Source organism: Microcoleus sp. PH2017_08_TRC_O_A (genome assembly GCF_020738665.1).
GTDB lineage: Bacteria > Cyanobacteriota > Cyanobacteriia > Cyanobacteriales > Microcoleaceae > Microcoleus.
Map to the genome: position 1 here is coordinate 58,736 of NZ_JAEQCE010000026.1, position 22,376 is coordinate 81,111.

General features: G+C 44.1%; 23 protein-coding genes. 9 read left to right on the forward strand and 14 right to left on the reverse strand.

Annotation, left to right across the window (positions count from 1 at the left end):
- Nucleotides 1-148: 148 nt before the first annotated feature.
- Entirely contained in the window at nucleotides 149-1,330 is a 1,182-nt protein-coding gene (locus JGK22_RS11230; protein WP_293183762.1) for an aspartate aminotransferase, read from the reverse strand.
- Between the two features lie 233 nt (nucleotides 1,331-1,563).
- Nucleotides 1,564-2,709, reverse strand: coding sequence for an iron-containing alcohol dehydrogenase family protein (locus JGK22_RS11235; protein WP_293196278.1), 1,146 nt, complete (start codon nucleotides 2,707-2,709; stop codon nucleotides 1,564-1,566).
- 192 nt (nucleotides 2,710-2,901) lie between these two features.
- Between JGK22_RS11235 and JGK22_RS11240 the strand changes: the two genes are divergently transcribed.
- The 4 genes from JGK22_RS11240 to JGK22_RS11255 all read left to right on the forward strand — a co-directional run bounded on the left by JGK22_RS11240 (nucleotide 2,902) and on the right by JGK22_RS11255 (nucleotide 5,636).
- Nucleotides 2,902-3,237 carry a DUF4437 domain-containing protein gene (locus JGK22_RS11240; RefSeq protein WP_293183678.1) on the forward strand — a complete coding sequence of 112 codons (336 nt, stop codon included), beginning with the start codon at nucleotides 2,902-2,904 and terminating at the stop codon, nucleotides 3,235-3,237.
- Between the two features lie 99 nt (nucleotides 3,238-3,336).
- Nucleotides 3,337-4,104: an SGNH/GDSL hydrolase family protein gene (locus JGK22_RS11245; protein WP_293312879.1), complete on the forward strand. Its 768-nt coding sequence runs from the start codon at nucleotides 3,337-3,339 to the stop codon at nucleotides 4,102-4,104.
- A 64-nt stretch (nucleotides 4,105-4,168) separates the two neighbouring features.
- A complete protein-coding gene (locus tag JGK22_RS11250; RefSeq protein ID WP_293183682.1) occupies nucleotides 4,169-4,777 on the forward strand; it encodes a hypothetical protein in 609 nt (202 codons plus the stop codon).
- A 142-nt stretch (nucleotides 4,778-4,919) separates the two neighbouring features.
- Nucleotides 4,920-5,636, forward strand: a complete 717-nt coding sequence (locus JGK22_RS11255; protein WP_293223975.1) for a hypothetical protein — start codon at nucleotides 4,920-4,922, stop codon at nucleotides 5,634-5,636.
- Between the two features lie 281 nt (nucleotides 5,637-5,917).
- Here JGK22_RS11255 and JGK22_RS11260 read toward each other — a convergent pair whose 3' ends face one another.
- From JGK22_RS11260 to JGK22_RS11295, 8 genes are all read right to left on the reverse strand, one after another.
- The gene (locus JGK22_RS11260; protein WP_293183686.1) at nucleotides 5,918-6,247 is read right to left on the reverse strand and encodes a type II toxin-antitoxin system PemK/MazF family toxin; all 330 of its coding nucleotides are present in this window, start codon (nucleotides 6,245-6,247) and stop codon (nucleotides 5,918-5,920) included.
- On the reverse strand, nucleotides 6,234-6,641 hold the full coding sequence (locus JGK22_RS11265; protein WP_293183688.1) for a DUF2281 domain-containing protein: 408 nt from the start codon (nucleotides 6,639-6,641) through the stop codon (nucleotides 6,234-6,236). Before JGK22_RS11265 ends, JGK22_RS11260 begins: the two co-directional genes overlap by 14 nt.
- Before the next feature lie 182 nt (nucleotides 6,642-6,823).
- Nucleotides 6,824-7,108: a type II toxin-antitoxin system mRNA interferase toxin, RelE/StbE family gene (locus JGK22_RS11270; RefSeq protein WP_293183690.1), complete on the reverse strand. Its 285-nt coding sequence runs from the start codon at nucleotides 7,106-7,108 to the stop codon at nucleotides 6,824-6,826.
- Entirely contained in the window at nucleotides 7,105-7,329 is a 225-nt protein-coding gene (locus JGK22_RS11275; protein ID WP_293183692.1) for a hypothetical protein, read from the reverse strand. The genes JGK22_RS11270 and JGK22_RS11275 overlap by 4 nt, the downstream gene beginning before the upstream one ends.
- Nucleotides 7,330-7,462: 133 nt before the next feature.
- Entirely contained in the window at nucleotides 7,463-9,151 is a 1,689-nt protein-coding gene (locus tag JGK22_RS11280; protein ID WP_293223977.1) for a DNA repair helicase XPB, read from the reverse strand.
- 437 nt (nucleotides 9,152-9,588) lie between these two features.
- Entirely contained in the window at nucleotides 9,589-11,469 is a 1,881-nt protein-coding gene (locus JGK22_RS11285; protein WP_293312881.1) for a hypothetical protein, read from the reverse strand.
- A 769-nt stretch (nucleotides 11,470-12,238) separates the two neighbouring features.
- Nucleotides 12,239-12,688 (reverse strand): hypothetical protein, encoded by a 450-nt coding sequence (locus JGK22_RS11290; RefSeq protein ID WP_293183698.1) that lies wholly within the window; start codon nucleotides 12,686-12,688, stop codon nucleotides 12,239-12,241.
- A 6-nt stretch (nucleotides 12,689-12,694) separates the two neighbouring features.
- Nucleotides 12,695-12,892: a hypothetical protein gene (locus JGK22_RS11295; RefSeq protein WP_293183700.1), complete on the reverse strand. Its 198-nt coding sequence runs from the start codon at nucleotides 12,890-12,892 to the stop codon at nucleotides 12,695-12,697.
- Between the two features lie 187 nt (nucleotides 12,893-13,079).
- On the opposite strand from JGK22_RS11295, the gene JGK22_RS11300 reads away from it, so the two are divergent.
- Both JGK22_RS11300 and JGK22_RS11305 read left to right on the forward strand, forming a co-directional pair.
- Nucleotides 13,080-14,531, forward strand: coding sequence for an aspartate ammonia-lyase (locus JGK22_RS11300; RefSeq protein WP_293312883.1), 1,452 nt, complete (start codon nucleotides 13,080-13,082; stop codon nucleotides 14,529-14,531).
- 176 nt (nucleotides 14,532-14,707) lie between these two features.
- A complete protein-coding gene (locus JGK22_RS11305) occupies nucleotides 14,708-15,034 on the forward strand; it encodes a hypothetical protein (RefSeq protein ID WP_293206940.1) in 327 nt (108 codons plus the stop codon).
- Here JGK22_RS11305 and JGK22_RS11310 read toward each other — a convergent pair.
- Nucleotides 15,027-15,197, reverse strand: a complete 171-nt coding sequence (locus tag JGK22_RS11310) for a hypothetical protein (protein WP_293206942.1) — start codon at nucleotides 15,195-15,197, stop codon at nucleotides 15,027-15,029. The two genes, JGK22_RS11305 and JGK22_RS11310, sit on opposite strands and share 8 nt — an antisense overlap.
- A gap of 138 nt (nucleotides 15,198-15,335) precedes the next feature.
- Between JGK22_RS11310 and JGK22_RS11315 the strand changes: the two genes are divergently transcribed.
- Nucleotides 15,336-16,304: a DUF362 domain-containing protein gene (locus JGK22_RS11315; RefSeq protein ID WP_293217067.1), complete on the forward strand. Its 969-nt coding sequence runs from the start codon at nucleotides 15,336-15,338 to the stop codon at nucleotides 16,302-16,304.
- 394 nt (nucleotides 16,305-16,698) lie between these two features.
- Entirely contained in the window at nucleotides 16,699-17,637 is a 939-nt protein-coding gene (locus JGK22_RS11320; RefSeq protein WP_293191965.1) for a class I SAM-dependent methyltransferase, read from the forward strand.
- Nucleotides 17,638-18,240: 603 nt separating this feature from the next.
- Here JGK22_RS11320 and JGK22_RS11325 read toward each other — a convergent pair.
- A complete protein-coding gene (locus JGK22_RS11325) occupies nucleotides 18,241-19,707 on the reverse strand; it encodes an Ig-like domain-containing protein (RefSeq protein ID WP_293223983.1) in 1,467 nt (488 codons plus the stop codon).
- A 142-nt stretch (nucleotides 19,708-19,849) separates the two neighbouring features.
- Between JGK22_RS11325 and JGK22_RS11330 the strand changes: the two genes are divergently transcribed.
- Entirely contained in the window at nucleotides 19,850-20,125 is a 276-nt protein-coding gene (locus tag JGK22_RS11330; protein WP_293183709.1) for a hypothetical protein, read from the forward strand.
- Nucleotides 20,126-20,325: 200 nt separating this feature from the next.
- On the opposite strand, the gene JGK22_RS11335 is transcribed toward JGK22_RS11330, so the two are convergent.
- Nucleotides 20,326-21,132 (reverse strand): WecB/TagA/CpsF family glycosyltransferase, encoded by an 807-nt coding sequence (locus tag JGK22_RS11335; protein WP_293183711.1) that lies wholly within the window; start codon nucleotides 21,130-21,132, stop codon nucleotides 20,326-20,328.
- A gap of 110 nt (nucleotides 21,133-21,242) precedes the next feature.
- Nucleotides 21,243-22,325 carry an NAD-dependent epimerase/dehydratase family protein gene (locus tag JGK22_RS11340; protein WP_293183713.1) on the reverse strand — a complete coding sequence of 361 codons (1,083 nt, stop codon included), beginning with the start codon at nucleotides 22,323-22,325 and terminating at the stop codon, nucleotides 21,243-21,245.
- Nucleotides 22,326-22,376: the final 51 nt, after the last annotated feature.

The following is a 22,376-nucleotide window of genomic DNA, read 5'->3' on the forward strand; positions in this document are numbered from 1 at the left end:
CAAAACTGGCTTTTCTGGAGATGTCTATTGCATATTCAGGGCAGGCGGGACACCCCACAAGATTTTGAGTCTTTTTTGATATACAATTTAAATGCAGAGCAGCTTATCACCAACAACTAACCAATAACCAATAACCAGTAACCAGTAATTAATAGCGAATGTTTGCTTGTTTCAAACGGCGCAAAGCTTCTCCCAGTCGATCGCAATCTGCAATCAAACTAACCCTCACATATCCTTCACCACCAGGCCCAAAAGCATTACCAGGAGTCACAACAACACCCGTTTGCTGCAAAACATTCAGGGCAAAATCTGTCGAACTCATGCCCTGAGTGCAAGGAACCCAAAGATACATTGCAGCCAGAGGTTTAGGAATATTCCACCCCAATTCTGCCAATCCTGCAACCATAAAATCGCGGCGAGTGCGGTAGCGTTCCTGCACTTCGTGCAAGTAACTATCTGGTAATTGCAACGCTGTTTCTGCTGCTGCTTGCAAGGCAGAAAATATGCCGTAATCTAAGTTAGTTTTTAAAGTTCGCAAACCTTGAATGATCCGGCTGTTTCCAACTACAAAACCGACTCGCCAGCCGGCCATATTGTAGGTTTTTGACATGGTGTGAAATTCAACTCCGATTTCTTTGCCGCCGGGAATTTCTAATAAACTTGTCGGTTGATAGCCGTCAAAGGCTAATTCCGCATAACACAAATCGTGAACCAACAAAATTTGATGTTTGTGTGCGAAAGCAACAATATCTTTATAAAATTCGCGGGGGGCCGTTGCTCCGGTCGGATTGCTGGGATAATTAAAGTAGAGTATTTTGGCTTGTTCGGCTACGCTGTCGGGAATGGAACCTAAGTCAATTACCCAGTCATTCTCTGGTTTGAGGATGATGTTGTGAACTTTGGCACCGGCGATGATTGGGCCGCGAAATAATACGGGATAAGCGGGACTCGGTACTAATACTAAGTCGCCGGGATTGATATAGGCGATCGCAAAATGCGCTAAACCTTCTTTAGAACCCAATAAAGGTAATGCTTCCCCTTCTGGATCGAGTTCAACATTGTAGCGGCGGCTGTACCATTTGGTAATTGTACGGCGAAAACTGGCAGTTCCTTCAAAGGGCGGATAGCCGTGATTTGCAGGATTTTGGATAGCTGCGATGGCGGCTTCTACTACCGGTTGCGGAGTCGCACCGTCGGGGTTTCCCATTCCTAAGTCTATTAAATCTAGTCCTTGTTCGCGGGCGCGGGCTTTGAGTTCGTCGAGACGGGCAAATACGTAGGGCGGTAGTTTTTGCAACCTGTCAGCAGGGCTAATCCAATCCAAAGTCATTTTTTGTGTATCAGTTATTAGTTGTTTTTCGGGTTCGTAGTAAGGACTGAAGTCCTTTCTCACACAGTTTTTTAAGGACTAAAGTCCTTACTCCAAACTGTTTTAATTATTAATTTTTAATTGTCTCACAAGTTGTGCGGTAGAAAACATCGGATTTTGCCTGGTTAGTAGTAAGGATTTCAGTGCTTTCTAGGGCAACCTTTCAAGGACTAAAGTCCTTACTACAAACTTTTTTAATTCTTGATTTTCAATTCTCCCACAGGTGCGGTGGTAGAAACCATCGCTGCCATTAATTGTTCGGGAACAACTTTAAATGGCAGTCTGTGGATGTCCGAATTGGGATGGCAGGCTATTTCGGCGGCGCGCTGCAATTGTGTGAGGCTAACGTCTCCGAGTCCTAAGTTGTCTAAAGTTTGAGGCAATCCAATCTCGGCGTAGAATTTTAGCAGTTGCTGTCTGGCGGTTGCTGCTAGTTGATTGTTTTGCAGAATTTCTTCTAGCCGCAGTTGCACTAATATGCCGTAGGCAACTTTTTCGCCGTGCAATGTGCCGTGACTTGCTAATAGATGAGTTAGGCCGTTGTGGACGGCGTGGGCGGCGACGGTGCGACACCCGGCCCCGCCAATTCCGCCGATTACTCCTGCTAGCAATACGGTGGCGTCTGTGACTTCTTGCCAGGTTTCGCTACCTGGTTCTTTGAGGGCGGCGGCTGCTTTTTGGAACAGGATATCGCGCAGGATTCTAGCTTGTTGGACGGCAGAAATTATCAGAGTTTGTTCTGAGTGTCCGCTGCTGACTGATGCTTCGTACCATTTGGCGATCGCATCTCCAATTCCTGCTACTAATGTCCGCTGCGGTGCAGTTTGAATTAAGCCGTAGTCGAGGACTAGCAAATCGGGACATCTGGCTAATGTGACATCGTATTGGAACGCACCTTGTTCGGAATAAATGTTAGAAAGTGCTGTCCAAGCGGCGCAGGTGGCTGCTGATGTGGGGATGGTGACGATCGCCATTTGGCACTGATGGGCGAGAAGTTTGGCTGCATCCAAGGCTTTGCCGCCGCCGACGCCGATGATGAAGTCGGCTTTGTGGGTTTGGACGGCTGCGCGGAGGGTTTCGAGGCTGGTTTCGCTGCAATCCTTGCCGTAGGCTGTTTGCGCGGATTGTAGCTGTTGTTGTTCGAGGATTGGTTGCAGGTAGGGTTGGGCGGCGGCGAGGGAGTTGCTACCGCCGACTATTAGGGGCCGCTTTCCGAAACGGGCGATCGCATTTCCGGCTTGTGATAGAGCGTTTTGACCGCGCAATACACAGGCGGGAGCAATTGTCAAGGAATAAATTGCAGTAGGGGTGGCGGTTTTGGTGCTTTGGGTTTGAGTCATCGAACCAGTGGATGAGTGACGGGAAGGTAGACGCTTTGCAGGATTGCTGGATTTTATAGGATAACTCTAACTCGTGTTGGGCAACATGGTAACTTTTGTAAAGTTTTTATTAAGTATTGTGGTTGGGCATGGGCTGGAGGGTTGTAAGGGCGATCGGTATAATGAATGTACAGCACGGCGAGAATAAAACCTATGACTCAAAGTTTTCAAGACTTATCCACACAACAATTCGCTGATTTATCGGTGTTTCCTGGGACAAGTTGGGTGGTATTAGCTGAGCCTGTGCCGCAAGGATCGATTCATCGCTTGAAGATGAAGCAAGGTACAATTATTCCAGTTCATACTCATCCGGCTGATGAGTATGTATTCGTCGTTTCGGGTAGTCTTAAAACGGGCGATCGGGTGTGTGAAGCGGGATGCTTTTGGACAACCCCAAAAGGAACAAGACAAGGAGCGCATGAAGCGTTAACCGATGTAGAGTTAATCACTATTCGGCTGGGAGCAATGGGAGAATTTGAAGGAACATAACTTAGGATGAATGGATAGCTATGCAGCTAAATATCGCTAGTATATCGATATTGAGTTCTCCTAAGATATGACATTAAATTGCAGCGCAATTCCAAAAACATGGCAGTGAGCAAACCTACTATTCTGTCGATCGCTCTTTTATTAGTGCTAGGAAGTTCAATTTTCCTAAATATTCTGCTTTTGGGTCGAGCCAAACAGTATTATCGCGAACTCAATCAAACTCGCTTAGATCCTCTGGGATTGACCAACCATCCTATCAATGCCCAGCCAGTTACTAATACCAAGCAAACCCGTGTGGTTTTCTTTGGTGACTCCAGGGCCGCCAGTTGGACATCGCCCAATCTCGGTGAATATGAGTTTATTAACCGGGGAATTGCTTCTCAAACCTCTGTTCAGGCGATCGAGAGATTTGCCTATCATGTGAGTTCCTTAAAACCCAAAATCGTAATTATCCAAGTTGGTGTCAACGATCTGAAAACCATTCCCTTGTTTCCTGAAAGCAGAAATGCGATCGTTGCCAATTGTCAAGCAAATATTAAACGAATTGTCGAAGAATCTAAGAATCTAGGTGCAGTAGTAATCGTGACTACTATTTTCCCAGTCGGAGAAGTGCCACTAGAACGCAAGCCTTTTTGGTCTGATGATATAAGTCGGGCAATTAAAGAAGTCAATACTTACATCGCTACATTAGCTGGAGATAAAATTATAGTGTTTGATACATTCCCTATTATTGGCGATAGTCAGGGCATGATATTGCCGAAATATAGAAGCGATGAACTACACTTGAACGCAGAGGGATATGAAATTCTCAATCAGAATCTTTCGCAACTGCTCAACACAATGGAACAGAAGAAAGTACAGAAATAGAAAACGTATAAAATTTTATTTTTGACACATAAACAATATATTAGTTAATGAGAGCCACAAAAATATGCCATACAGTCAATTCACAACCATCAGCAAGGTTAAAGAAGCCTTCAATTTAACCACAGTAGAAGGAATCAGATTTCTCCCTAAAATTGCCCCCATCCAACCCAGTATTAGTCTGGCGGCAACTCTGGAAGAAACCTTGCCACTTGCTGTAGCTACAGGCAGCGAAAAAGCCAGATCGGAGCTAATTATTAGCCCTGTGCTTGTAGAGGTTCGCCGCATTGTCAACCGTCAAATTAGTCTGTTCTCTGGGGAAGATTTCAACGTAGACGAATCTCTGGGATTGAATGGACGCTGCGACTTTTTGATCAGTTGTTCCACAGAACAATTAGCAATTGAAGCACCCGCCATTATTATTGTAGAGGCAAAACAGGCAGATTTAAAAACAGGAATTGGTCAGTGTGTTGCAGAAATGGTGGCGGCACAGAAATTTAATGAAGCTAAACAAAAACCTTTACCTACCCTCTATGGTTGTGTTACTAATGGTCTCCAATGGCAATTTCTTCAGCTTATTGGAAACGAAGTAACCATCGACCTGAATATTTACTCCTTACCGCCAGTAGAGCAAATTTTGGGTTTTTTAGTTTGGATGGTAAGGTTTGAGAATTGAGATTTTTGACGGATAAATCAAATAGAGTTTTCAACTTGTGCAGAACTTTTTGCGAATCCTGCCAAAAAACAGTAAATACTGTTTACGAATTGCTCAATTATTTTGACTTAGGCTATTAGTTGCATTTAAACTTATTATCAAAATGGGAAAGAAGAAATCTCTTAATGCGAAACGGCTCAAAAGAAATCAGGTTCAGGAATTAATAGAATCTGAGGGAAGACTGCATGAGGAGTTTACAAAATTCTTTGAGGAGACATATAGCACTGGATACAAGAATCAGCCTCAAATTTATGAGTTATCAAATGATAGATTTCTATTTGTTTTCGATCCAAAAGGATTTTTAAATCCTGGTACAGGATATATTTACTCTAAAGAAGATTTTCTGCGAATGATGCGATGGACACAGAAGGTGAGGGATGACTATGCTAATAATCGTGGTAATTCTGTAAGTCATTGGATATATTTTTCAAAAAACAAAGCACAGCTCGTTAACAAGGTTGATGAATTGATTAATGAGTTAACAATTTATTTAGATATTTTGGATGAGGAGTTGGATTATTCATACAAAAGTTTAGACATTGTATCTAGCAAGGCTGAAAGTTATGGATTTGAAAAACTTCAAGCTGATTTATACGATAATCTAGTTGCCTATGTAGGAGAGGTTATACGACGCAGAGTAAAAGGTGATTGGGTTATTAGAGAAGATTATCCAGGTTGTGAATACCCTACTATTCAAGTGAATAATGGCGTACTCATGCCTATTAATGTGGTGTGGCAAGAGCTAGGTAGGCTTGAATCAATAAATCTACGGCAAGAAGCTGCTAATGAAATAAGACGATTTTCACTCAGATATCGGTAGATGTCAAATTTTACTAGATTTAGATATGTTGCGCTGCTTAACATTTATTTGATGTCTTTTGCGGCGCTGTTTTAATTAAGCCGTAGTCGAGTATCAATAAATCGGGACATCTGGCTAATGTGACATCGTAAGTGACTGGAAGGTTGACGCTTTGCAGGATTGCTGGATTTTAGAGGATAACTCTAACTCGTGTTGGGCAACATGGTAACTTTTGTAAAGTTTTTATTAAGTATTGTGGTTGGGCCTGGGTTGAGGGAGTTGTAAGGGCGATCGCTTTATCATTAAAATTGAGGCTTAACATACAAATCCCAAACTCGTTTCACTACTTCTGCATCTGCTTGAGAAATTTGTCCGATTTTCGCCAGCAACAAAGACTTTTCCAAACAATCTAATCTAGATAAACGCACTGTTGAAGCAATACGCAAACCGCTGGCTTGCCAATCATTAAGAAATACATCAGTTTGGCTGCGGGGTTTTGCAGAGGTGACGGCTGCTGCTACCACATCCTCGCCATCCAACCACAATAAAAGTATGGGACGTTTTTTAGAGCCTGCGCCACCTGTAAAGGGAATATTTGCTACCCAAAAATCACCCGATTCAATAGTCATCATAAAGTCCTTCGTCTTCGGGTGCGTAGCTGTTCAAAAAAGCCTCGTGGCTGCGAGTAATAGCTGAGTCAATTAAAGATTCTTCGCCATCAAGTACCGAAAACTCCGTTAATTCAGGATAAGTCAAAAAATCTTCGGCTGTAGCTGCTATATATGGTGCTAGTATTTTATGGCGTTCTGCGATCGGCAACCTAGCAATTTCTGTAAGTGAGAGCTTGAGAGTAGGTGCGGTTGTTGGCGAATTGTTAGACTCAGAACTTTCGCTGGATAACTGCTTTTTCTGTGACGCTTTTTGCACGAGGAATTGTACAAAGTCGAGGACTTCTTCTTGTTTCTCAGTTGGCAACTGTCGCAGATTCTCTAACACGGCTTGCTCAAAATTGATTGTTTCTGACATTTCAATTACCTTCCTTAAGCGTTGATCGGTTTATTTATCACGCAGCCAAGTTTTGTAGTTCCATGTTTGCAAATCACGCCGATCACAATTTCGATCGCTAAAATCCTATCCCATCAGCAGTTATATACAGTCATCCAGCATTTCATAATCATCCAAGCAATTAGAGGCTGTATTCATAAAACTTAGTAAACATCATCATGAGAGCCAAGAGTCAGCAGTAAAATCTCTGCTTCATCTGTATCTGAATTATGAACAAATTTAAACACAATTCGATTGCTATAGTCAATGGAACAAGACCATCTATCCGATAAATCTCCTTTGAGTTTATGAGTCCGTAAAGTAGGAGCAAATGGCTCTTCAGCAAGTTGTTGTAATGTTTGCTCAACTAAAGAGCGCAATTGCGGATTTTGGCGAACTAAACGCTTGAGCGCACGAGTAAAGGCTGAACTCCAAATTAAAGTTTTCACTCATCTAACTCCGCCATCAAGTCGGCAACTGTACCTCGACGCACATTGCCTATTTCATAATCTTTTTCTGACTCGGCAACTGCTTTCAATAGTTCATCGCGATGCTGTTGCTTAAGACGGTTTTGAATGATATCGATCAGCATATTCTGCTCTTCAGGCGAGAGAGCTTCTACGGTATCTATTGCTTTTTGAAAAATAGAAGTCTTTTCAGCTTGAGTCATGTTTAGGTTAAGGTTGCAATCAGTCTATTATAGCTTAACTTAATCGATGGGTGCATCTCAATTTGGGAAGGGCTTCGCCCCTACGAGTATATTTGCAAAAATGAGATGCACCCGGTCTATCCTGCCAAGCCAACTAACCATCGCCTTGAACCTCAATAGTATAACTGTAGCCCTGTTCAGTCAGAAACAGTTGGCGGTGTCGCGCAAAATCTTCCTCGCAAGTTTGTAGCGACACTAATGTATAAAAACTCGCAGTATGTCCGTCAGATTTAGGCCGGAGAATCCGTCCGAGGCGCTGCGCTTCTTCTTGGCGAGAACCATATTTACCTGATACTTGAATTAACACATCGGCATCGGGTAAATCGACGGCAAAATTGCCCACGCGAGATAGAATTAATCCGGGAATCTCTTTGTGACGGAATGCTTCGTATAACCGATCGCGCTCAACCTGTTTTGTCTTCCCCGTAATCAGCGGCAAATCGGTAACTCGGGCGATCGCATCCAACTGTTCGAGATACTCACCAATAATTAAAATACGGTGTCCCGCTTCCTTTTGCAACAAATTTTGCACCACATCCAACTTACCCGGATTTTCCGCAGCAATCCGAAACTGACTGCGGCGCGGCGCTAGGGCATATTCCATTTTTTCGACCTCATTTTGGGCGACGCGGATTTCGGTACAATTAGCTGTAGCAATAAATCCCTGTCCTTCCAATTCCCGCCAAGGTACGTCATAGCGCTTCGGGCCAATTAGCGTGAAAACATCGCCTTCTTTCCCGTCTTCGCGAATCAATGTCGCAGTCAAACCTAAGCGGCGTCGCGCTTGTAAGTCGGCGGTAATCCGAAATATCGGTGCGGGTAATAGATGAACTTCATCATAGATAATCAGTCCCCAGGATTGCGCGTTAAATAACTCGAAGTGGGGGAATTCATCATCTTTAGTCGATCGATAACTGAGCATTTGGTAAGTCGAGAGAGTTACAGAAGCCGTTTTTTTGCTGTTGCTGCTGTACTCGGCGATCGCATCTTCAGTTAAACTCGTCTTGTCCAATATTTCCCTGCGCCACTGGTGCACCGAAGTCAAACTGCTGGTGAGAATCAGTGTCTTTTGCTGCACCAAACTCATCGCAATCATCCCCACAATCGTCTTACCAGCCCCGCATGGTAGGACGATCGTCCCACTGCCACCTCTAACCTCTCCGCCTTGATAGAATGCCTCTACGGCTTCCTTTTGATAGGCGCGCAAATTGAAGGGTAAGTCGCCTCCTAAAGTGCGATCGCGCAACGCAATCGCCAACTCGGCACCCTCGATATATCCAGCCAAATCTTCCGCCGGATAACCTACTGCTAGCAAAGCTTGTTTGAGTACACCCCGATTCCCCGCATCGACTTGAAAGCAAAGATCCGAAATCCGCTTACCTAACAGCGGTTTTACGCGATCGTCCCGCACTAACAACTCCGTCAGCGGGCGATCGACAATCCGCAGTTGTAAATTGGGATTTTCCGCATCAATCCTTTCAATTACCGTCAATCCGTAGCGCGTACCGAGTAGTTCAATTTCCTGCGCTACCGATTCGGGAATATCATATTTAGCATACTTTCGCAGCGCTGCGATCATCAATTCAACTAACATTCCCGCCGCCCTGGCATTCCACACACTCAAGGGCGTGATCCGATAGGTGTGGATGTGTTCGGGACTTTTGATTAATTCGGCAAAAGGTGCGATCGCTTCTCGTGCTAATTTCGCTGTAGGGGCGTGAACTTCTAGTAAAATTGAGCGATCGCTCTGCACGATTAAAGCATTCTCAGCAACATAACTCATAATTCACAGTTGACAGTTGATAGTTGACAGTTGACAGTTGGCAGTTGGCAGTTGACAGTTGGCAGTTGACAGTTGGCAGTTGACAGTTGATAGTTGATAGTTGACAGTTGGCAGTTGACAGTTGATAGTTGATAGTTGATAGAAGGAAAAAATCCCTTCGAGTTCGATCAGGGTAAAAAGAGGGGAGAAGGAAGAAGGAAGAGAAATGTTTGGTTGATTTGTTCCAGTCTATGTCAAAGGTGCGTCGCGATCGAGATTGTATATCTTTTTTAGGGATTTATCGCCAGCGACGCACCCTACAAATACTCTTGTGGGGGAGACAGGATGCTTCTCAAAGTCCCCCTTTTTAAGGGGGATTTAGGGGGATCTTGCCTCGGCTATAAACGAAAGATACAAAGGTTTTCGCGCGATTGTTGATACTCATAATATCAGGTGTATTATTTATCCGACTGGGGTAAGACATAACCCATTTGTCGCAGGGCGGTGCGAAATTTCGTTTCCTGGCCCAATGGAACCGCTACAGTGCGATCGCCCGCCAACTGACAGAACTTTTTAGTACGGGAATCATTGGCAATCAGCAATGCTATATGGGCGGTAGTACATTCGATCAACCTGACACTACCTATATCTTGCACGCTATTCGATCGCTCTGTAACATCCGTCAGAAATTGTTGCACAGTTTGCGGCAGCGGTTCAATACTCCGGGCGTCCAAAAACTCTGTAAACTCGGCTAATGGATATCCGTTTTCAATGGCTACAAAGATTTTTGGGCGATCGAGACGCCACACCACATCCGAAACTTTCTTAGTATAGATATCCAGGACGATCGCATCAGATGTCTCGACACCATCTCCCGCCGCAATAATTTCTAGATTCGGCAATACCCGCAGCGTTTGACGAACCTCAATTGCTGGCGGAATATACTTATCCGTCAAATCCAAACAATAAGCCCCCAAAGCCGTCAAGCGAAAATATACTAAGCCATCATAACGACTGAGAAATTCCAGATTGTCCGTTCCCCAAAGATAGTCATAATCGGATGGTATGAGTAACGGATCGACATATGCAACATCAATGATTCCCAAAGTAGCAGCATACTCAAACAAAAAACAGCGCATATATCGTTCTTCCAGAATCGGCCAACTGTCGCCACCCAATTCTGATAAGTTTCCATACCCAGCTTCACCAATATACAGATAGTACGGTTCCTCCGTCACCTCAAATCTATGGCCCGTTGCGACTAGATATCTACTAAAATCATGAAACATAATCCACTTACCCACAGGACATTCTACGAGCACAGAGACGATCGCATCTCTCCGCCAAGTGACATCCGTAATGCCACCTGCACCCCTCCCAGTTTGTCCTTTGATCGCATCAATGCGGCGAAATTCATCAAAGACTTTTGTCTTTAACCAGCGTTTCCATGCTGTCTGTAAACCTTTGGCGGGTGATTCTTGTAAAGCTTTCTGTCCCGCTTTTGTCAAAACTAGCTTTTTGCCCGATCGTTCCGCGAACTTGCTCCCTTGCGCTATCATTATCCAAGCAAAGGGCTTGATGCTACCGATTTCAGCGAATACTTCATCATCGTAGTCGCTATCCTTGGCTAGGCTAATTTGACGCTGTTCCTCATTATAAAAATCACCGCCTTGCAATATAGAGGCGATCGCCTTTACACTTCCAGCAGTAGGTAAAGCAGTTTTCTCGCTAACCGCAACTTTACCCGACTGAATCAGACGCAAAACGGCTGCAAAATCCTTTGTAGCTGCCAACTGTGTTTCACAAGAAGCCAAGGGAATATCGTATTCTTCTGTCTCCTTTTCTCCTGTACTATAGTTATATCTTTGAACGCTGAGTTTAACCTGATTTTGTAATGTTTCACCAACATTATCTAACGTGGCTTCTTTGGGTTCTGGAACAAATTTCAGCAATTCTTCTTCTAAATCGTAGGGTATCTGCCTGCCATAAATAAACAAGCATAGCAGTGATGGTTCTCTGTTAGTTCCATAGCGATCGCTTGTTCCAAAATTTGCTGGTTCTCCGTATTTTGCGCTAAATATCTCAGGAAAATAAATACCATCCTCCCCATGTATAACTTCAGCTACAGCCGCTTTTTGAAGGTCGTCTAATTTCGCCCACACCTTCCGAAGGTTCTCTCCCAGCAATTGCGATCTAATGCCATCAACCAGATCTGCTTTACGGGTTAATTTACGAGGATCTGGTAATAATGCTTTGAGCTTTTTTAAATCGTCAACAATTATTCCTTCGAGTGCCTGTTGGAGGCTAACAAGGTTATTTATGGTTTGGTAACGCGACATAATATTTGACAATGCGCCCGCTTCAAAATTGTTTTTGCAACCCAAATATAACAACTTTACGGGATGCAAAGCTTGAACTTTTGTTACAAAATCCAGAAATTTGGTTAAACAGTTACGGTACGATGAACCGGAACGGTGTATAGATTATTTGTTTTAAATTTTAATGGAATATTTACCACCCTAAAATTACCCGGTTCAACAGTAGTCGGGTGCGTCGCCATTAACAATCCCTCAAAAAAAATGGACAATCTCAAAGCGACGCACCTTAGACTTCTTGCAAAAGTCCTTTTAATCAAATTTTCGGACGGACTCTGGGCACCATCCCACAAGTCAATCGATTTTAGATTTTAGATTTTAGATTTTAGAGGCGACCCCACGGATAAATTTGGGGGAAGAGAGGATTTTAGATTTTCGATTTGGGATTGATTCCACGGATAAATCACGTGGCGGGTACCATCAAGAAATTCGCTTGTCAGGATTTAATACCAATTTTCAGGCATTTATACAACATTAGCTGTAGGGTGCGTCGCCATTAACAATCCCTCAAAAAAATGGACAATCTCAAAGCGACGCACCTTATAAACTGAGCCTCTTATCAGCAAAACGAACAATTATATTGTATGGTTTGTTTCGTCCACCCAATGTGTAACGTGCGTCGCCATGAGATATGGCGTGAAATTTAGGGATTGTTCTCGTGCGACACACCCTACGACTAACTGAAACCATTGCCGACAAAGGAGTTTTTATGTAATTAATTTTGTGTGGTTACTTACTCGATCGAAACTGACATACTGTAACTTGCACCTCCTCTTTCTGTGCCGATAGCTATTTGATAGTCTCCTGTTTGGCTCAATTCTCCAGACCAGTTTTTTGATTCTTTAACTATTGTCTTTGTATTTGGGTCTATGATGTTAAAAACAGCATTTTTTTCAAGGGATTGGATCTCGATCTTCATCTTTTGCCCTTTTTTAGCTTTAATCAAATAAGTATTAACAGTGCCGCGCGCTACTCCTCCTTTGATTTCCGCTGAATTAGTACCTTTTTTGAACTGGATTCGCTGCTGAACCTTAGCCATTAAAACGGCAGGTTTTTCGGAAGTTGCTGGGGAGGAAACCATGCTGGATATGGCTTTTACTGAAGCTGGAAAAATCAGGGATGCACTTAAGCCGATCGTCAAAATATTGAGCGGGAATTTGAAACTTTTTGCTGGTGTTCTCATGGGAGTTTAACAGTAAGAGTGAAATTTGTTTACTTGTAGGATTATAGCTGACTGGGGCTGTGTGCGTGCGATCGCCCTTACCGCCAACTTGATTGGAGAGGGAACCCCGAGATGTGAGATAATTCTAGGCGATCGCAACTTACCAGAAAGAATTGGTTGAAAGTCGTAACCCCGATCGGGAGAAATAAAAATCAGACTATTCATTACTCCAATCCTCTTCCTTCTAGGTAGAGGTCGCTCTCAAACTGTCAACTGTCAACTGTCAACTGTCAACTGTCAACTGTTGAAGCATTACTGCACAGTCGCCAGCGGGTGCGGTACAGTAAAAACACCCGCAGCGTGGTGTTACCCAAAAAATTGTACACTTCCTAATTATCACAAACCAGACGATATGACTCAACAGCCAACCATCACCTACCGCACCGAAAGCGACTCGATGGGAGACAAACAAATCCCATCTACTGTTTACTACGGCATCCAAACTCTGCGCGCCGTTGAAAATTTTCCAATTAGCGGTATCAAGCCTTTATCAACTTACGTCGATGCTTGCGTTTTAATTAAAAAAGCTGCCGCCATAGCTAACGGTAAACTAGGCTGCATTCCTGAAGATATCAGCACAGCACTGATTAAAGCTGCTGATGAAGTTTTAGCAGGAAATTTGCGCGATCAATTTGTCGTTGATGTCTACCAAGCAGGCGCCGGAACTTCTCACCACATGAATGTCAATGAAGTTCTTTCCAATCGCGCTTTGGAAATTATGGGCGATGAAAAAGGTAACTACAAGCGCGTTAGTCCCAACGATCACGTAAACTACGGTCAATCAACCAATGATGTGATTCCAACTGCAATTCGGATTGGCGGATTGTTGGCTTTGGAAAAAACTTTGTTCCCGGCTTTGTCGCAGGCGATCGCATCCCTGGACAAAAAAGCCGTAGAATTCCACAATATCGTCAAATCCGGCCGCACTCACCTGCAAGATGCCGTCCCGGTGCGACTCGGCGAAACCTTCGCCGCTTGGGCACAGATTCTTAGAGAGCACAGTGCCAGAATTGCCACTGCTTCCGGAGATTTAACATCCTTGGGATTGGGCGGAAGCGCCGCGGGAACTGGCTTAAATACTCACCCAGAATACTGCGAAAAAGTCGCTCAAATTCTTTCGGAGTTAATCGGAAAACCTCTGAAACCAGCACCACATTTAATGGCAGCAATGCAGAGTATGGCGCCGTTTGTCAATGTCTCCGGCGCCATCCGAAATCTCGCTCAGGATTGCGTTAAAATGTCCCACGACTTGCGTTTGATGGACTCGGGGCCAAAAACAGGTTTCAAGGAAATTCAACTGCCTCCCGTGCAACCTGGTTCGTCCATTATGCCTGGGAAATACAATCCGGTGATGGCAGAAATGACATCGATGGTTTGTTTTCAAGTCATGGGTTACGATAGCGCGATCGCCCTAGCAGCCCAAGCAGGACAATTAGAATTGAACGTAATGATGCCCCTGATCGCCTACAATCTAATTCACAGCATCGAAATTTTGGGCAACACCATCAGCGCCCTAACAACCAAATGCCTCGACAAAATTGAAGCCAATGGCGATCGATGTCTCGCCTACGCAGAAGGCAGTCTCGCCCTCGTTACCGCCCTCAATACTCACATCGGCTATCTCAACGCCGCCGCCGTCGCCAAAGAATCTCTCGAAACCGGCAAATCTTTGCGGCAAATTGTGCTGGAACGCGGTTTAATGAATGCAGAAGACTTGGCAACAGTTCTCGATTTGGAGAAAATGAGTGCGATGCCAGAAAACCGGGCGGTTGAAACCGCGTCTATCAAAACAAAACCCTTCTAGTGCGGGTTGAAGGCCGGGCGGTTAAAATTAAAGTATTTTCTTTACACCACGCAGGTGGACTTCGTTTGTGTAGACGCGGTTTCAACCGTACGTCCTATCTAACGCCTAGGTTTCTTTAGACGCGGTTTCAACCGCCATCTTAATCTTTTCAACTCTAAAGTTTGGGAGCAATATTTATGCGCGCAGGTTCCTTTGGCAAAGTAACTCAAGATAAAGAGAACACCACTCAAGTGACATTTCATTATGTGGAAGGTCACACGGAAACCTTTACTATTCCGATGCCCGCACTAGAATTTCAAGAGGAAGTGCTGAATTTGTTAAATCAACCTTGGTTGACTTTTCATCTAGTCGATCAAACGGTTTTTATCTGCACGGCCCGATTGGTGAAAGTGGAAGTTAAACCTGCTATCCCGGAACTTCAAGGTCAAGGAATTTTCCCTAACTCCCTGCGAGTTAGTACCATGCAGCGGGCTGCTTCTGGCAGATTACCGATGTCTACTTAAACTTGGTTGATGGTAATGGGTAATTGGTAATGGGTAATTGGTAATTGGTAATTGGTAATTGGTAATTGGTAATTGGTAATTGGTAATCACGAAGTGTAAAAATACTAATAATCCATTTCTCCTGCCAATTCCCGATCGCCAAATCCCAAATCCCAATTCCCAATTCCCGATTCCCAGAAACAATTAGTTTAAAGCCTCTCCCCGATCGGGAGAAATTAAAATAACACGATTCATTACTCCAATCCTCTTCCTTCTTTTATCAACTGTCAACTGTCAACTGTCAACTGTCAACTGAATGATTATGTCTTCTGTTAGTTTAATTCGGGCCAATTCATACGATCGCCAAAAGCTACAAAAATCTTTAGAGAACCTGCTCGCACCCTTGGGCGGAATCTCAGCTTTTGTCAAATCGGGCGATCGTGTTTTACTCAAACCCAACCTCCTCACAGGTGCTCGCCCTACCAAAGAATGCGTCACCCGCCCAGAATTAGTTTACTGCGTGGCGAAAATGGTCATCGAAGCAGGTGGTAAACCGTTTTTAGGAGACAGTCCGGCTTTTGGTAGCGCCATAGGTGTCGCCAAAGCCAACGGTTATTTGCCACTGTTGGCAGAACTAAATTTGCCCGTAGTAGAGTTTCAAGGAAAACGTTACAAAACAGTCAGCCAAGATTTCAATCATCTCCGACTTTGCAAAGAAGCAATGGAAGCGGATGTGGTGATTAATCTGCCCAAACTCAAATCTCACGTTCAATTAACCGTCACAATGGGCGTCAAAAACTTGTTCGGCTGCGTGCCCGGGAAAATGAAGGCTTGGTGGCACATGGAAGCCGGCAAAGATAGCGCCAGATTCGGTCAAATGCTGGTAGAAACGGCCCGGACAATTAACCCAAATTTGACGATTTTGGATGGCATTATCGGTCACGAAGGTAACGGGCCCAGCGGCGGCGAACCTAAGTTTTTAGGAATTTTGGGCGCCTCCAGTGATGTGTTTGCTTTGGATCGAACTTTAGTGGAAATTATTAATGTCGATCCAGCAATGGTTCCGACTGTAGCTGCGGCGATGAGATTGGGACTGTGCTCGAATTTGGAGGAACTCGATTTTCCACTGTTGCGCCCGGAAACTCTCAAGGTTTTCGATTGGAAATTGCCGGAAAATATGATGCCGATCGACTTTGGGATGCCTCGGGTGATTAAGTCAGTGTTCAAGCACCTTTATATCCGCTTTATCAAAGAAAATAAGGGAACAAGTGTGTTTTTATCGAACAAGTGACAAAGCAAGTTACAATAATTTCGACATTTTTGGGCAGTGGCCCAAACCCTCATTCTACCGTTTAAATTTGAGCTGTCGAGAAAGCCCAAACCCTATCCCAGCCTGATTTCTGACTAAAACCTGTCCTGAGTATTGAAATTCAATGAGTTATCTTCAATAAGATGCTAAGCTAACAACCATGCCGGAGAAATCTGTTTCTGAATCCTCATAATTTTAGGGTAATCATCTACTGTGTATCAGAACACACAATTTTCAACTGCGATAACTGATTTCATGATGTAAACTGCGACTCCGGTGGTTATCAGTACATCAAGTCTGTAAAATAAGGAGAACTCCAATGCAAACTCAGAAGCCCTTAAGTCCTACTGTAGTTTCCCTTATATCGGGACAGAGTATGAAACCCTGGTTATTCATCCCGGGTGATTGGCGAAGACCTGCAAATAAAGAGTCATTTCAATTGTACTGGTGTCAAAAATCACAACTTGGATGCCTCCATCCTCTACCAGAACTAGACCAAATTGAGAGCTTCTACGACATCGACGATTACTATACTCACCATGCAGAATTTACCGACTCAGAAGCACCCTCTTCTATTTCCTTCTTCGATAAATTGCGAACCCATCTAGCTTGGCGTTTCGATAAGGGAGTAGATGTCACCACTCAATGGTGGAAACAGCAGTTCGGGACTTCTTCTTACTCGATACTAGAAATCGGTTGCGCCAATGGCAAACTGCTGGAAGACTTCAAATTGGATGGTCACAAAGTCTGGGGAGTAGAACCAGATAGACAAGCTTTGCGTTTCGCCGAGGAACGAAATCTTGATGTATATTATGGCACTGCTGAATCTTTGCCCCCGGAAATCACGTCGAGAAAATACGACATGATTATTATGAACCACGTACTGGAACATACCATAAATCCTGTACTGGCACTCCGCAATACCATGGAGTTGCTCGTGGACGGCGGCAAATTGGTGATGGAAGTACCAAATAACTCGTGTAGGGCGCTAAAAGAATCAGGGATTGCATGGCTCCATCTAGATGTGCCAAGGCATTTTTATTTCTTCACACCGGACAGTTTGCGCGCTATCTGCCAACAGGTGGGATTTGAGGTGATTTCTACCGAGTTTAATGGCTACTATCGCCTATTTACTAACGGTTGGATCGATGATGAAAGAAAAATTTTGAATGCGCTCGATTCAAGGCAATCTCCTGGGATGGTAAAGCCCAAAGCAAACAGTAAACTCCAAGCTTGGAAGTTACTACTGAAAACATTTCTGGCTCCCGACGAGAAAAAATACGATTCAGTCAGAATTGTTGTACAAAAGTCATAGTAAGAGCGAAGGAAGGGAAATAAGGCTTTGAGAATTTCTTATTACCTTGAGAATTTCAGAAGCGAGGCTTCCCATTACCTAAGACAGAACTTACGCATGACGGACGGGTGCATCTAACTTGGGCAATTACGTCTTTTTTGCCTTAGTGCTACTTTCCCCACATAGCAAAGCTTCTATAAAGCTATCGCAAGCGATGTGGCACTATTCAAGCAAACTGAGATGCTACCCTGACTCACCAGCTCTGCATACGGTGTGAAAGTAGGAACAATCCCGAGCAGGAATCGCCCCTATCTCTAGGCCTCTTGCGTAAGTCCTTTGACAGTTGACAGTTGATAGTTGATAGTTCAATACGGTTCACTTAAGAATTCTTATACTCGGAGATCCCCCTAAATCCCCCCTTAAGAAGGGGGACTTTAAGAGCTTTCTTTCCCCCCTTTTTAAGGGGGGTTAGGGGGGATCGGTCTTAAGTAAACAGTATTGGTTGATAGTTGACAGCTACCTCTACCTAGAAGGAAGAGGATTCGATTAATGAATTGTTTTCTTTTAATTTATCCCGATCGCGCTTCCGGCTTTAAACCCATTCTTTTTGGTAAAAGATTTTGTTTAGGGCAGCCAGCGGGGGCGGAATCCTTTTAAAGGCAAGTCTTCGGGTGATGGAGAATTATTAGTAGATGCCGGTGCGTTTTTTAAGTTTAAAAGTATGAGAGTTGAAGAGGCGATCGCATTTCCGCCATCTGTTCTCAAATCTCCTGCGACTGGTTCCGATTTCTTGACAACTAGCCGATCTAACAGCAATTCTAACCCATCGGGCGACAAGCTCATTTTTGTCTCCACTTGGTCGGGCAAAACTAACAGCGGTTTTACTGCAAATGTCTGCAAATTAATTGCTTCTAGGGTGAGTTGCTCGGAAAAATCTTTTCCGGGCTGGCGCCTGGTTAACAAGCAGTAAAGCTGAGGATTTCTGGGATCAAACTGACAGTTGAGGAATTCTCCGGCGGTGCGGATCAATTCTTTTTGCAATCCCTGGTTGGTTACTAAAAAGATTGACTGCGTAAAATCGCTATTGTACTTGAGCATTGCCGATTCTCTGCCGTCGGGAGTGAAGCTGAACACTCTCCGAAAAGATGGTATGAACTCTAAAGGTTTGACGTTTGGTGTGAGGGATAAAATGGCGATCCCGTCTGCTTGGGGATTGGCTAAAGTTGCGCTGTCTGGGGCGATCGCAAATTCTCCAGCGGGATGACTTAACAACCGCTGCGGCACCGCCGAAGTGGACGATCGCACTACCCACAAACCAATGTCCTCTGCATTGCCCCTCTTTGCCCGCTGAATCGCGATCGTCTTGCCGTCAGCAGACAGATCGAATTTGAGATTTTCATAGTCTTGATTGCCTAAAATCTGCTGAATGCTGCCAGGTTTTTGAGCCGGATCGGAACTTCTGCCTGTAGTGACGGCATACAAGGATTGTTCGTACAAACCAGGCTGATATTTTGACCATTCGCTAGCAGAAAATAAAATGCGATCGCCCACTGGGTAAATTTTATAATCTTTAATTACTAAATTTTCAGGAGTGAGGATGATTTTTTGTTTGCGGGTGAGATTGTAAAGAATTAACCGCCCTTTTTCTGAGGCTTCTGTGCCAGTGTAAACAAAAGCGCGATCGGGCGTGCTAAATTGACTGACAAACGGTGCGATCGCATTTCCTTGTTTGTCAGAACCTAGTTTTTCCCGCGCTTGTTGCAATGAAATTGTATAAGTGCGATCGTACTGGGGAGGCGCGATCAAAGTATATACTAGCCGTCGCCCCGACCAACTAATTTTTCCCGGCAAAGGTGGCTCGACGTGCAGGTTTGCTTCAACGCTTGCACGATCCATCTGGCGGCTGAAAGTCAGGACAAAAGCCGTATCTCTCGCCCCTACTTGTTTGTTTTCCCAGCTAAAATCGCGCACTTTCGGTAAAGATCGATCGCCCAGAGCAAGCAAAAACCCGATCGCGAAACTCAGCAATACCATCAATGATACAGCCGTGCGGTCGATCGGCTCTAATTTTTTTAATTTTCCCACAAACATACAATAGCCTGAATTTAGACTAGACTAATTGCCAAACTTGTTTCAATACAAACAAGCAATCTCAAATAAAAAGTTAAATTTTATGCGATGGCTCAAATCAGTCTGTTAAACTAATGTCTTTCCCCTCTACAGGAAAGTTATCGTGAACAAAAACCTACTAACTTTGCTCGGCTGCTCCGGTTCTGTAGCCTTAACGATCTTAGCGGTAAATCCCGCTAATGCTAGCACCCGAATTTCCCCAAATCCCAGCATTGAGCGCAATGGCGAAATATCAGCCAATCCAGACATAAATCAAGACGAAACCCAATCCTCGCTGCCAGAAATCAACTCTGACAAAATAGGAGACCTCGCCCTCATAACTTCAGGCTGCAACTGTGCTGGCTGTCGAGTTCAAGTCCCCCAAACGATCGAACAATGACGGCTGCTAGTTCCTCAGCAATCTAAATAGCAAGTTACAAAGCAAGCAAAACAAAAATCACAGAAAACAACCCATTAATTCTCGATTTAAATAGTCACAAGTTTAAAGTTGCCAGTTAAAATAATTATTTATTATTTCTACTTTCGGCTTGTGGCTTTTTATTAGTCAAAACTGACTATTTACAACACAATAGATAAAATTCAACCATACAATACTTCTTCCACAGGCGGCGTGGCGTCTTTGGGGTCGAACTCTTTTAATTTGAAAGCTTGCAGCAAAAACAGCCAGATATAAAGCGGATTTAACAAAACATACCGCTTCCAGAGGCGTCGGGGTTCCTTCATGAACCTAAACAGCCATTCCAAACCCATCTTACCTAAAATCTCAGGAGATTTAGCCAAATTTCCCGCATGAAAATCGTAGGCTGCACCTACAGCAATCAGTGGCATTGATATGTCATCCCGGTATTCGTAAGCCCAGACTTCTTGTCGCGGACAGCCCAAACCTACAAAAGTAATGGCTGCACCGCTGTTGCGAATTTGCAGCGCAATTTCCTTTTTCTCTTCCGGCGAAACGTGCCTAAATTTAGAAGGCTGAGTTCCAGCAATAATTAACTTGGGATAAAGTTGGCAGAGATTGCGAGACAAAGCCTCCAGTACAGAAGCTTTAGAGCCGTACAAATAGATAGATAATCCTTCTTCGGCCGCACGTTCGCAGATTTCTAACATCGCATTCGGCCCGCAAACTCGATCGGGCAATCCCGTATTGTAGAGCAAATTTAACGCCCACCTTACCGGTTGTCCATCCGGCAATACTAAGTCAATGTGATTGAGCCGATAGCGGTGAGTGCTGTCAAGAACCCCTGTCATTACCCCGTGCACCGCTAGAGCCGAAACTGAAAGTGGTTTTCCGGCCTTGGCTGCCGCAATAATTTTGCTGACAGCCGCTTCATAATTCAGGGCATTTACTAATATGCCTAGTACATTCTTTTTCCCGAGATCGATCATAGAACACCTCTGTAAGCCAACAGCCGTTACAGTCATAAATCTCCTGTAGGATTTGTTTAACGTTGTATTCAATCTTTACCAAAAATGCCAGCCCATTATTTTTGTCCCGCTCAATTCTGCGCCCCTTCTTTCAGCCAGCGCTCGCGGTTACAGTCATAAATCTCCTGTAGGATTTGTTTGACGTTATATTTCATTTTCCAGTCAGGATAGTGGCTGGAAAATTTTGAGTTGTCGCTAATCCACCAAATGTGATCGCCAATGCGATTCCCTTCTGCATATGTCCAATTAAATTTGCGTTCAGCAATTGCCTCACACATCTGGATGGCTTCTAACATCGAACAATTGCTATATCTGCCTCCTCCTGTATTATAAACCTGGGCGCTTCTGGGAGCTTTATAAAATTCATAAAAAGCAGAAATTAAATCAGCACTGTGAATGTTGTCGCGGACTTGCTTGCCTTTGTACCCAAACACGGTGTAGGGAGTTCCTGTCACGGCGCACTTCATCAAGTAGGCGAGAAATCCGTGTAATTGAGCTCCCGAATGATTGGGCCCAGTCAGACAGCCACCCCTAAAACAAGCCGTATTCATATTAAAATAACGACCGTATTCTTGAACTAAAATATCAGCGGACACCTTAGACGCACCAAACAAACTGTGCAGGCACTGATCGATTGACATATCTTCCCGAATCCCACCTTCGTAAGTGTGACCTGGTTCAATTTCCCACCTGTGTTCTAATTCAATTAAAGGTAATTTGTTGGGCGTATCGCCGTATACTTTGTTGGTAGAAGTAAAAATGAAAACGGCTTTGGGACAGTACAAGCGAGTTACTTCTAAAAGATTGAGAGTACCGTTAGCGTTGACGGTAAAATCTATTTTAGGAGCGCGGGCAGCCCAATCGTGGCTGGGTTGGGCTGCTGTGTGAATTACTAACTCGATCGACTCGCCATACCGCTGAAAGATATTGGTAATCGCTTCATAGTCGCGAATGTCCACATCTAAATGGTAATACTTTGTTCCCAGTGATTTTTCGAGTTGTTGGCGGTTCCAATTAGTAGAACCATCAGCACCAAAAAAGAACTGACGCATATTGTTGTCGATGCCAACGATGTCGAAACCTTGTTTGGCAAAGAATTTACAAGCCTCGGATCCAATTAAACCCGCCGCTCCAGTAATAATTGCAACGCTCACGTTTCACCGCCTAAAAAATATAGTTTTCTTTGTTTTGTGCGATCGCACAAA

Bases quoted from the DNA above. Each gene is read 5' to 3' on its own strand.
- JGK22_RS11290 (WP_293183698.1), bottom strand. From the start codon at position 12,688: ATGAGAACACCAGCAAAAAGTTTCAAATTCCCGCTCAATATTTTGACG.
- JGK22_RS11260 (WP_293183686.1), bottom strand. From the start codon at position 6,247: ATGATGACTATTGAATCGGGTGATTTTTGGGTAGCAAATATTCCCTTT.
- JGK22_RS11250 (WP_293183682.1), top strand. From the start codon at position 4,169: ATGCCATACAGTCAATTCACAACCATCAGCAAGGTTAAAGAAGCCTTC.
- JGK22_RS11255 (WP_293223975.1), top strand. From the start codon at position 4,920: ATGGGAAAGAAGAAATCTCTTAATGCGAAACGGCTCAAAAGAAATCAG.
- JGK22_RS11245 (WP_293312879.1), top strand. From the start codon at position 3,337: ATGGCAGTGAGCAAACCTACTATTCTGTCGATCGCTCTTTTATTAGTG.
- JGK22_RS11315 (WP_293217067.1), top strand. From the start codon at position 15,336: ATGTCTTCTGTTAGTTTAATTCGGGCCAATTCATACGATCGCCAAAAG.
- JGK22_RS11320 (WP_293191965.1), top strand. From the start codon at position 16,699: ATGAAACCCTGGTTATTCATCCCGGGTGATTGGCGAAGACCTGCAAAT.
- JGK22_RS11265 (WP_293183688.1), bottom strand. From the start codon at position 6,641: ATGTCAGAAACAATCAATTTTGAGCAAGCCGTGTTAGAGAATCTGCGA.
- JGK22_RS11280 (WP_293223977.1), bottom strand. From the start codon at position 9,151: ATGAGTTATGTTGCTGAGAATGCTTTAATCGTGCAGAGCGATCGCTCA.
- JGK22_RS11275 (WP_293183692.1), bottom strand. From the start codon at position 7,329: ATGACTCAAGCTGAAAAGACTTCTATTTTTCAAAAAGCAATAGATACC.
- JGK22_RS11305 (WP_293206940.1), top strand. From the start codon at position 14,708: ATGCGCGCAGGTTCCTTTGGCAAAGTAACTCAAGATAAAGAGAACACC.
- JGK22_RS11285 (WP_293312881.1), bottom strand. From the start codon at position 11,469: ATGTCGCGTTACCAAACCATAAATAACCTTGTTAGCCTCCAACAGGCA.
- JGK22_RS11335 (WP_293183711.1), bottom strand. From the start codon at position 21,132: ATGATCGATCTCGGGAAAAAGAATGTACTAGGCATATTAGTAAATGCC.
- JGK22_RS11300 (WP_293312883.1), top strand. From the start codon at position 13,080: ATGACTCAACAGCCAACCATCACCTACCGCACCGAAAGCGACTCGATG.
- JGK22_RS11235 (WP_293196278.1), bottom strand. From the start codon at position 2,709: ATGACTCAAACCCAAAGCACCAAAACCGCCACCCCTACTGCAATTTAT.
- JGK22_RS11325 (WP_293223983.1), bottom strand. From the start codon at position 19,707: ATGTTTGTGGGAAAATTAAAAAAATTAGAGCCGATCGACCGCACGGCT.
- JGK22_RS11230 (WP_293183762.1), bottom strand. From the start codon at position 1,330: ATGACTTTGGATTGGATTAGCCCTGCTGACAGGTTGCAAAAACTACCG.
- JGK22_RS11295 (WP_293183700.1), bottom strand. From the start codon at position 12,892: ATGAATAGTCTGATTTTTATTTCTCCCGATCGGGGTTACGACTTTCAA.
- JGK22_RS11240 (WP_293183678.1), top strand. From the start codon at position 2,902: ATGACTCAAAGTTTTCAAGACTTATCCACACAACAATTCGCTGATTTA.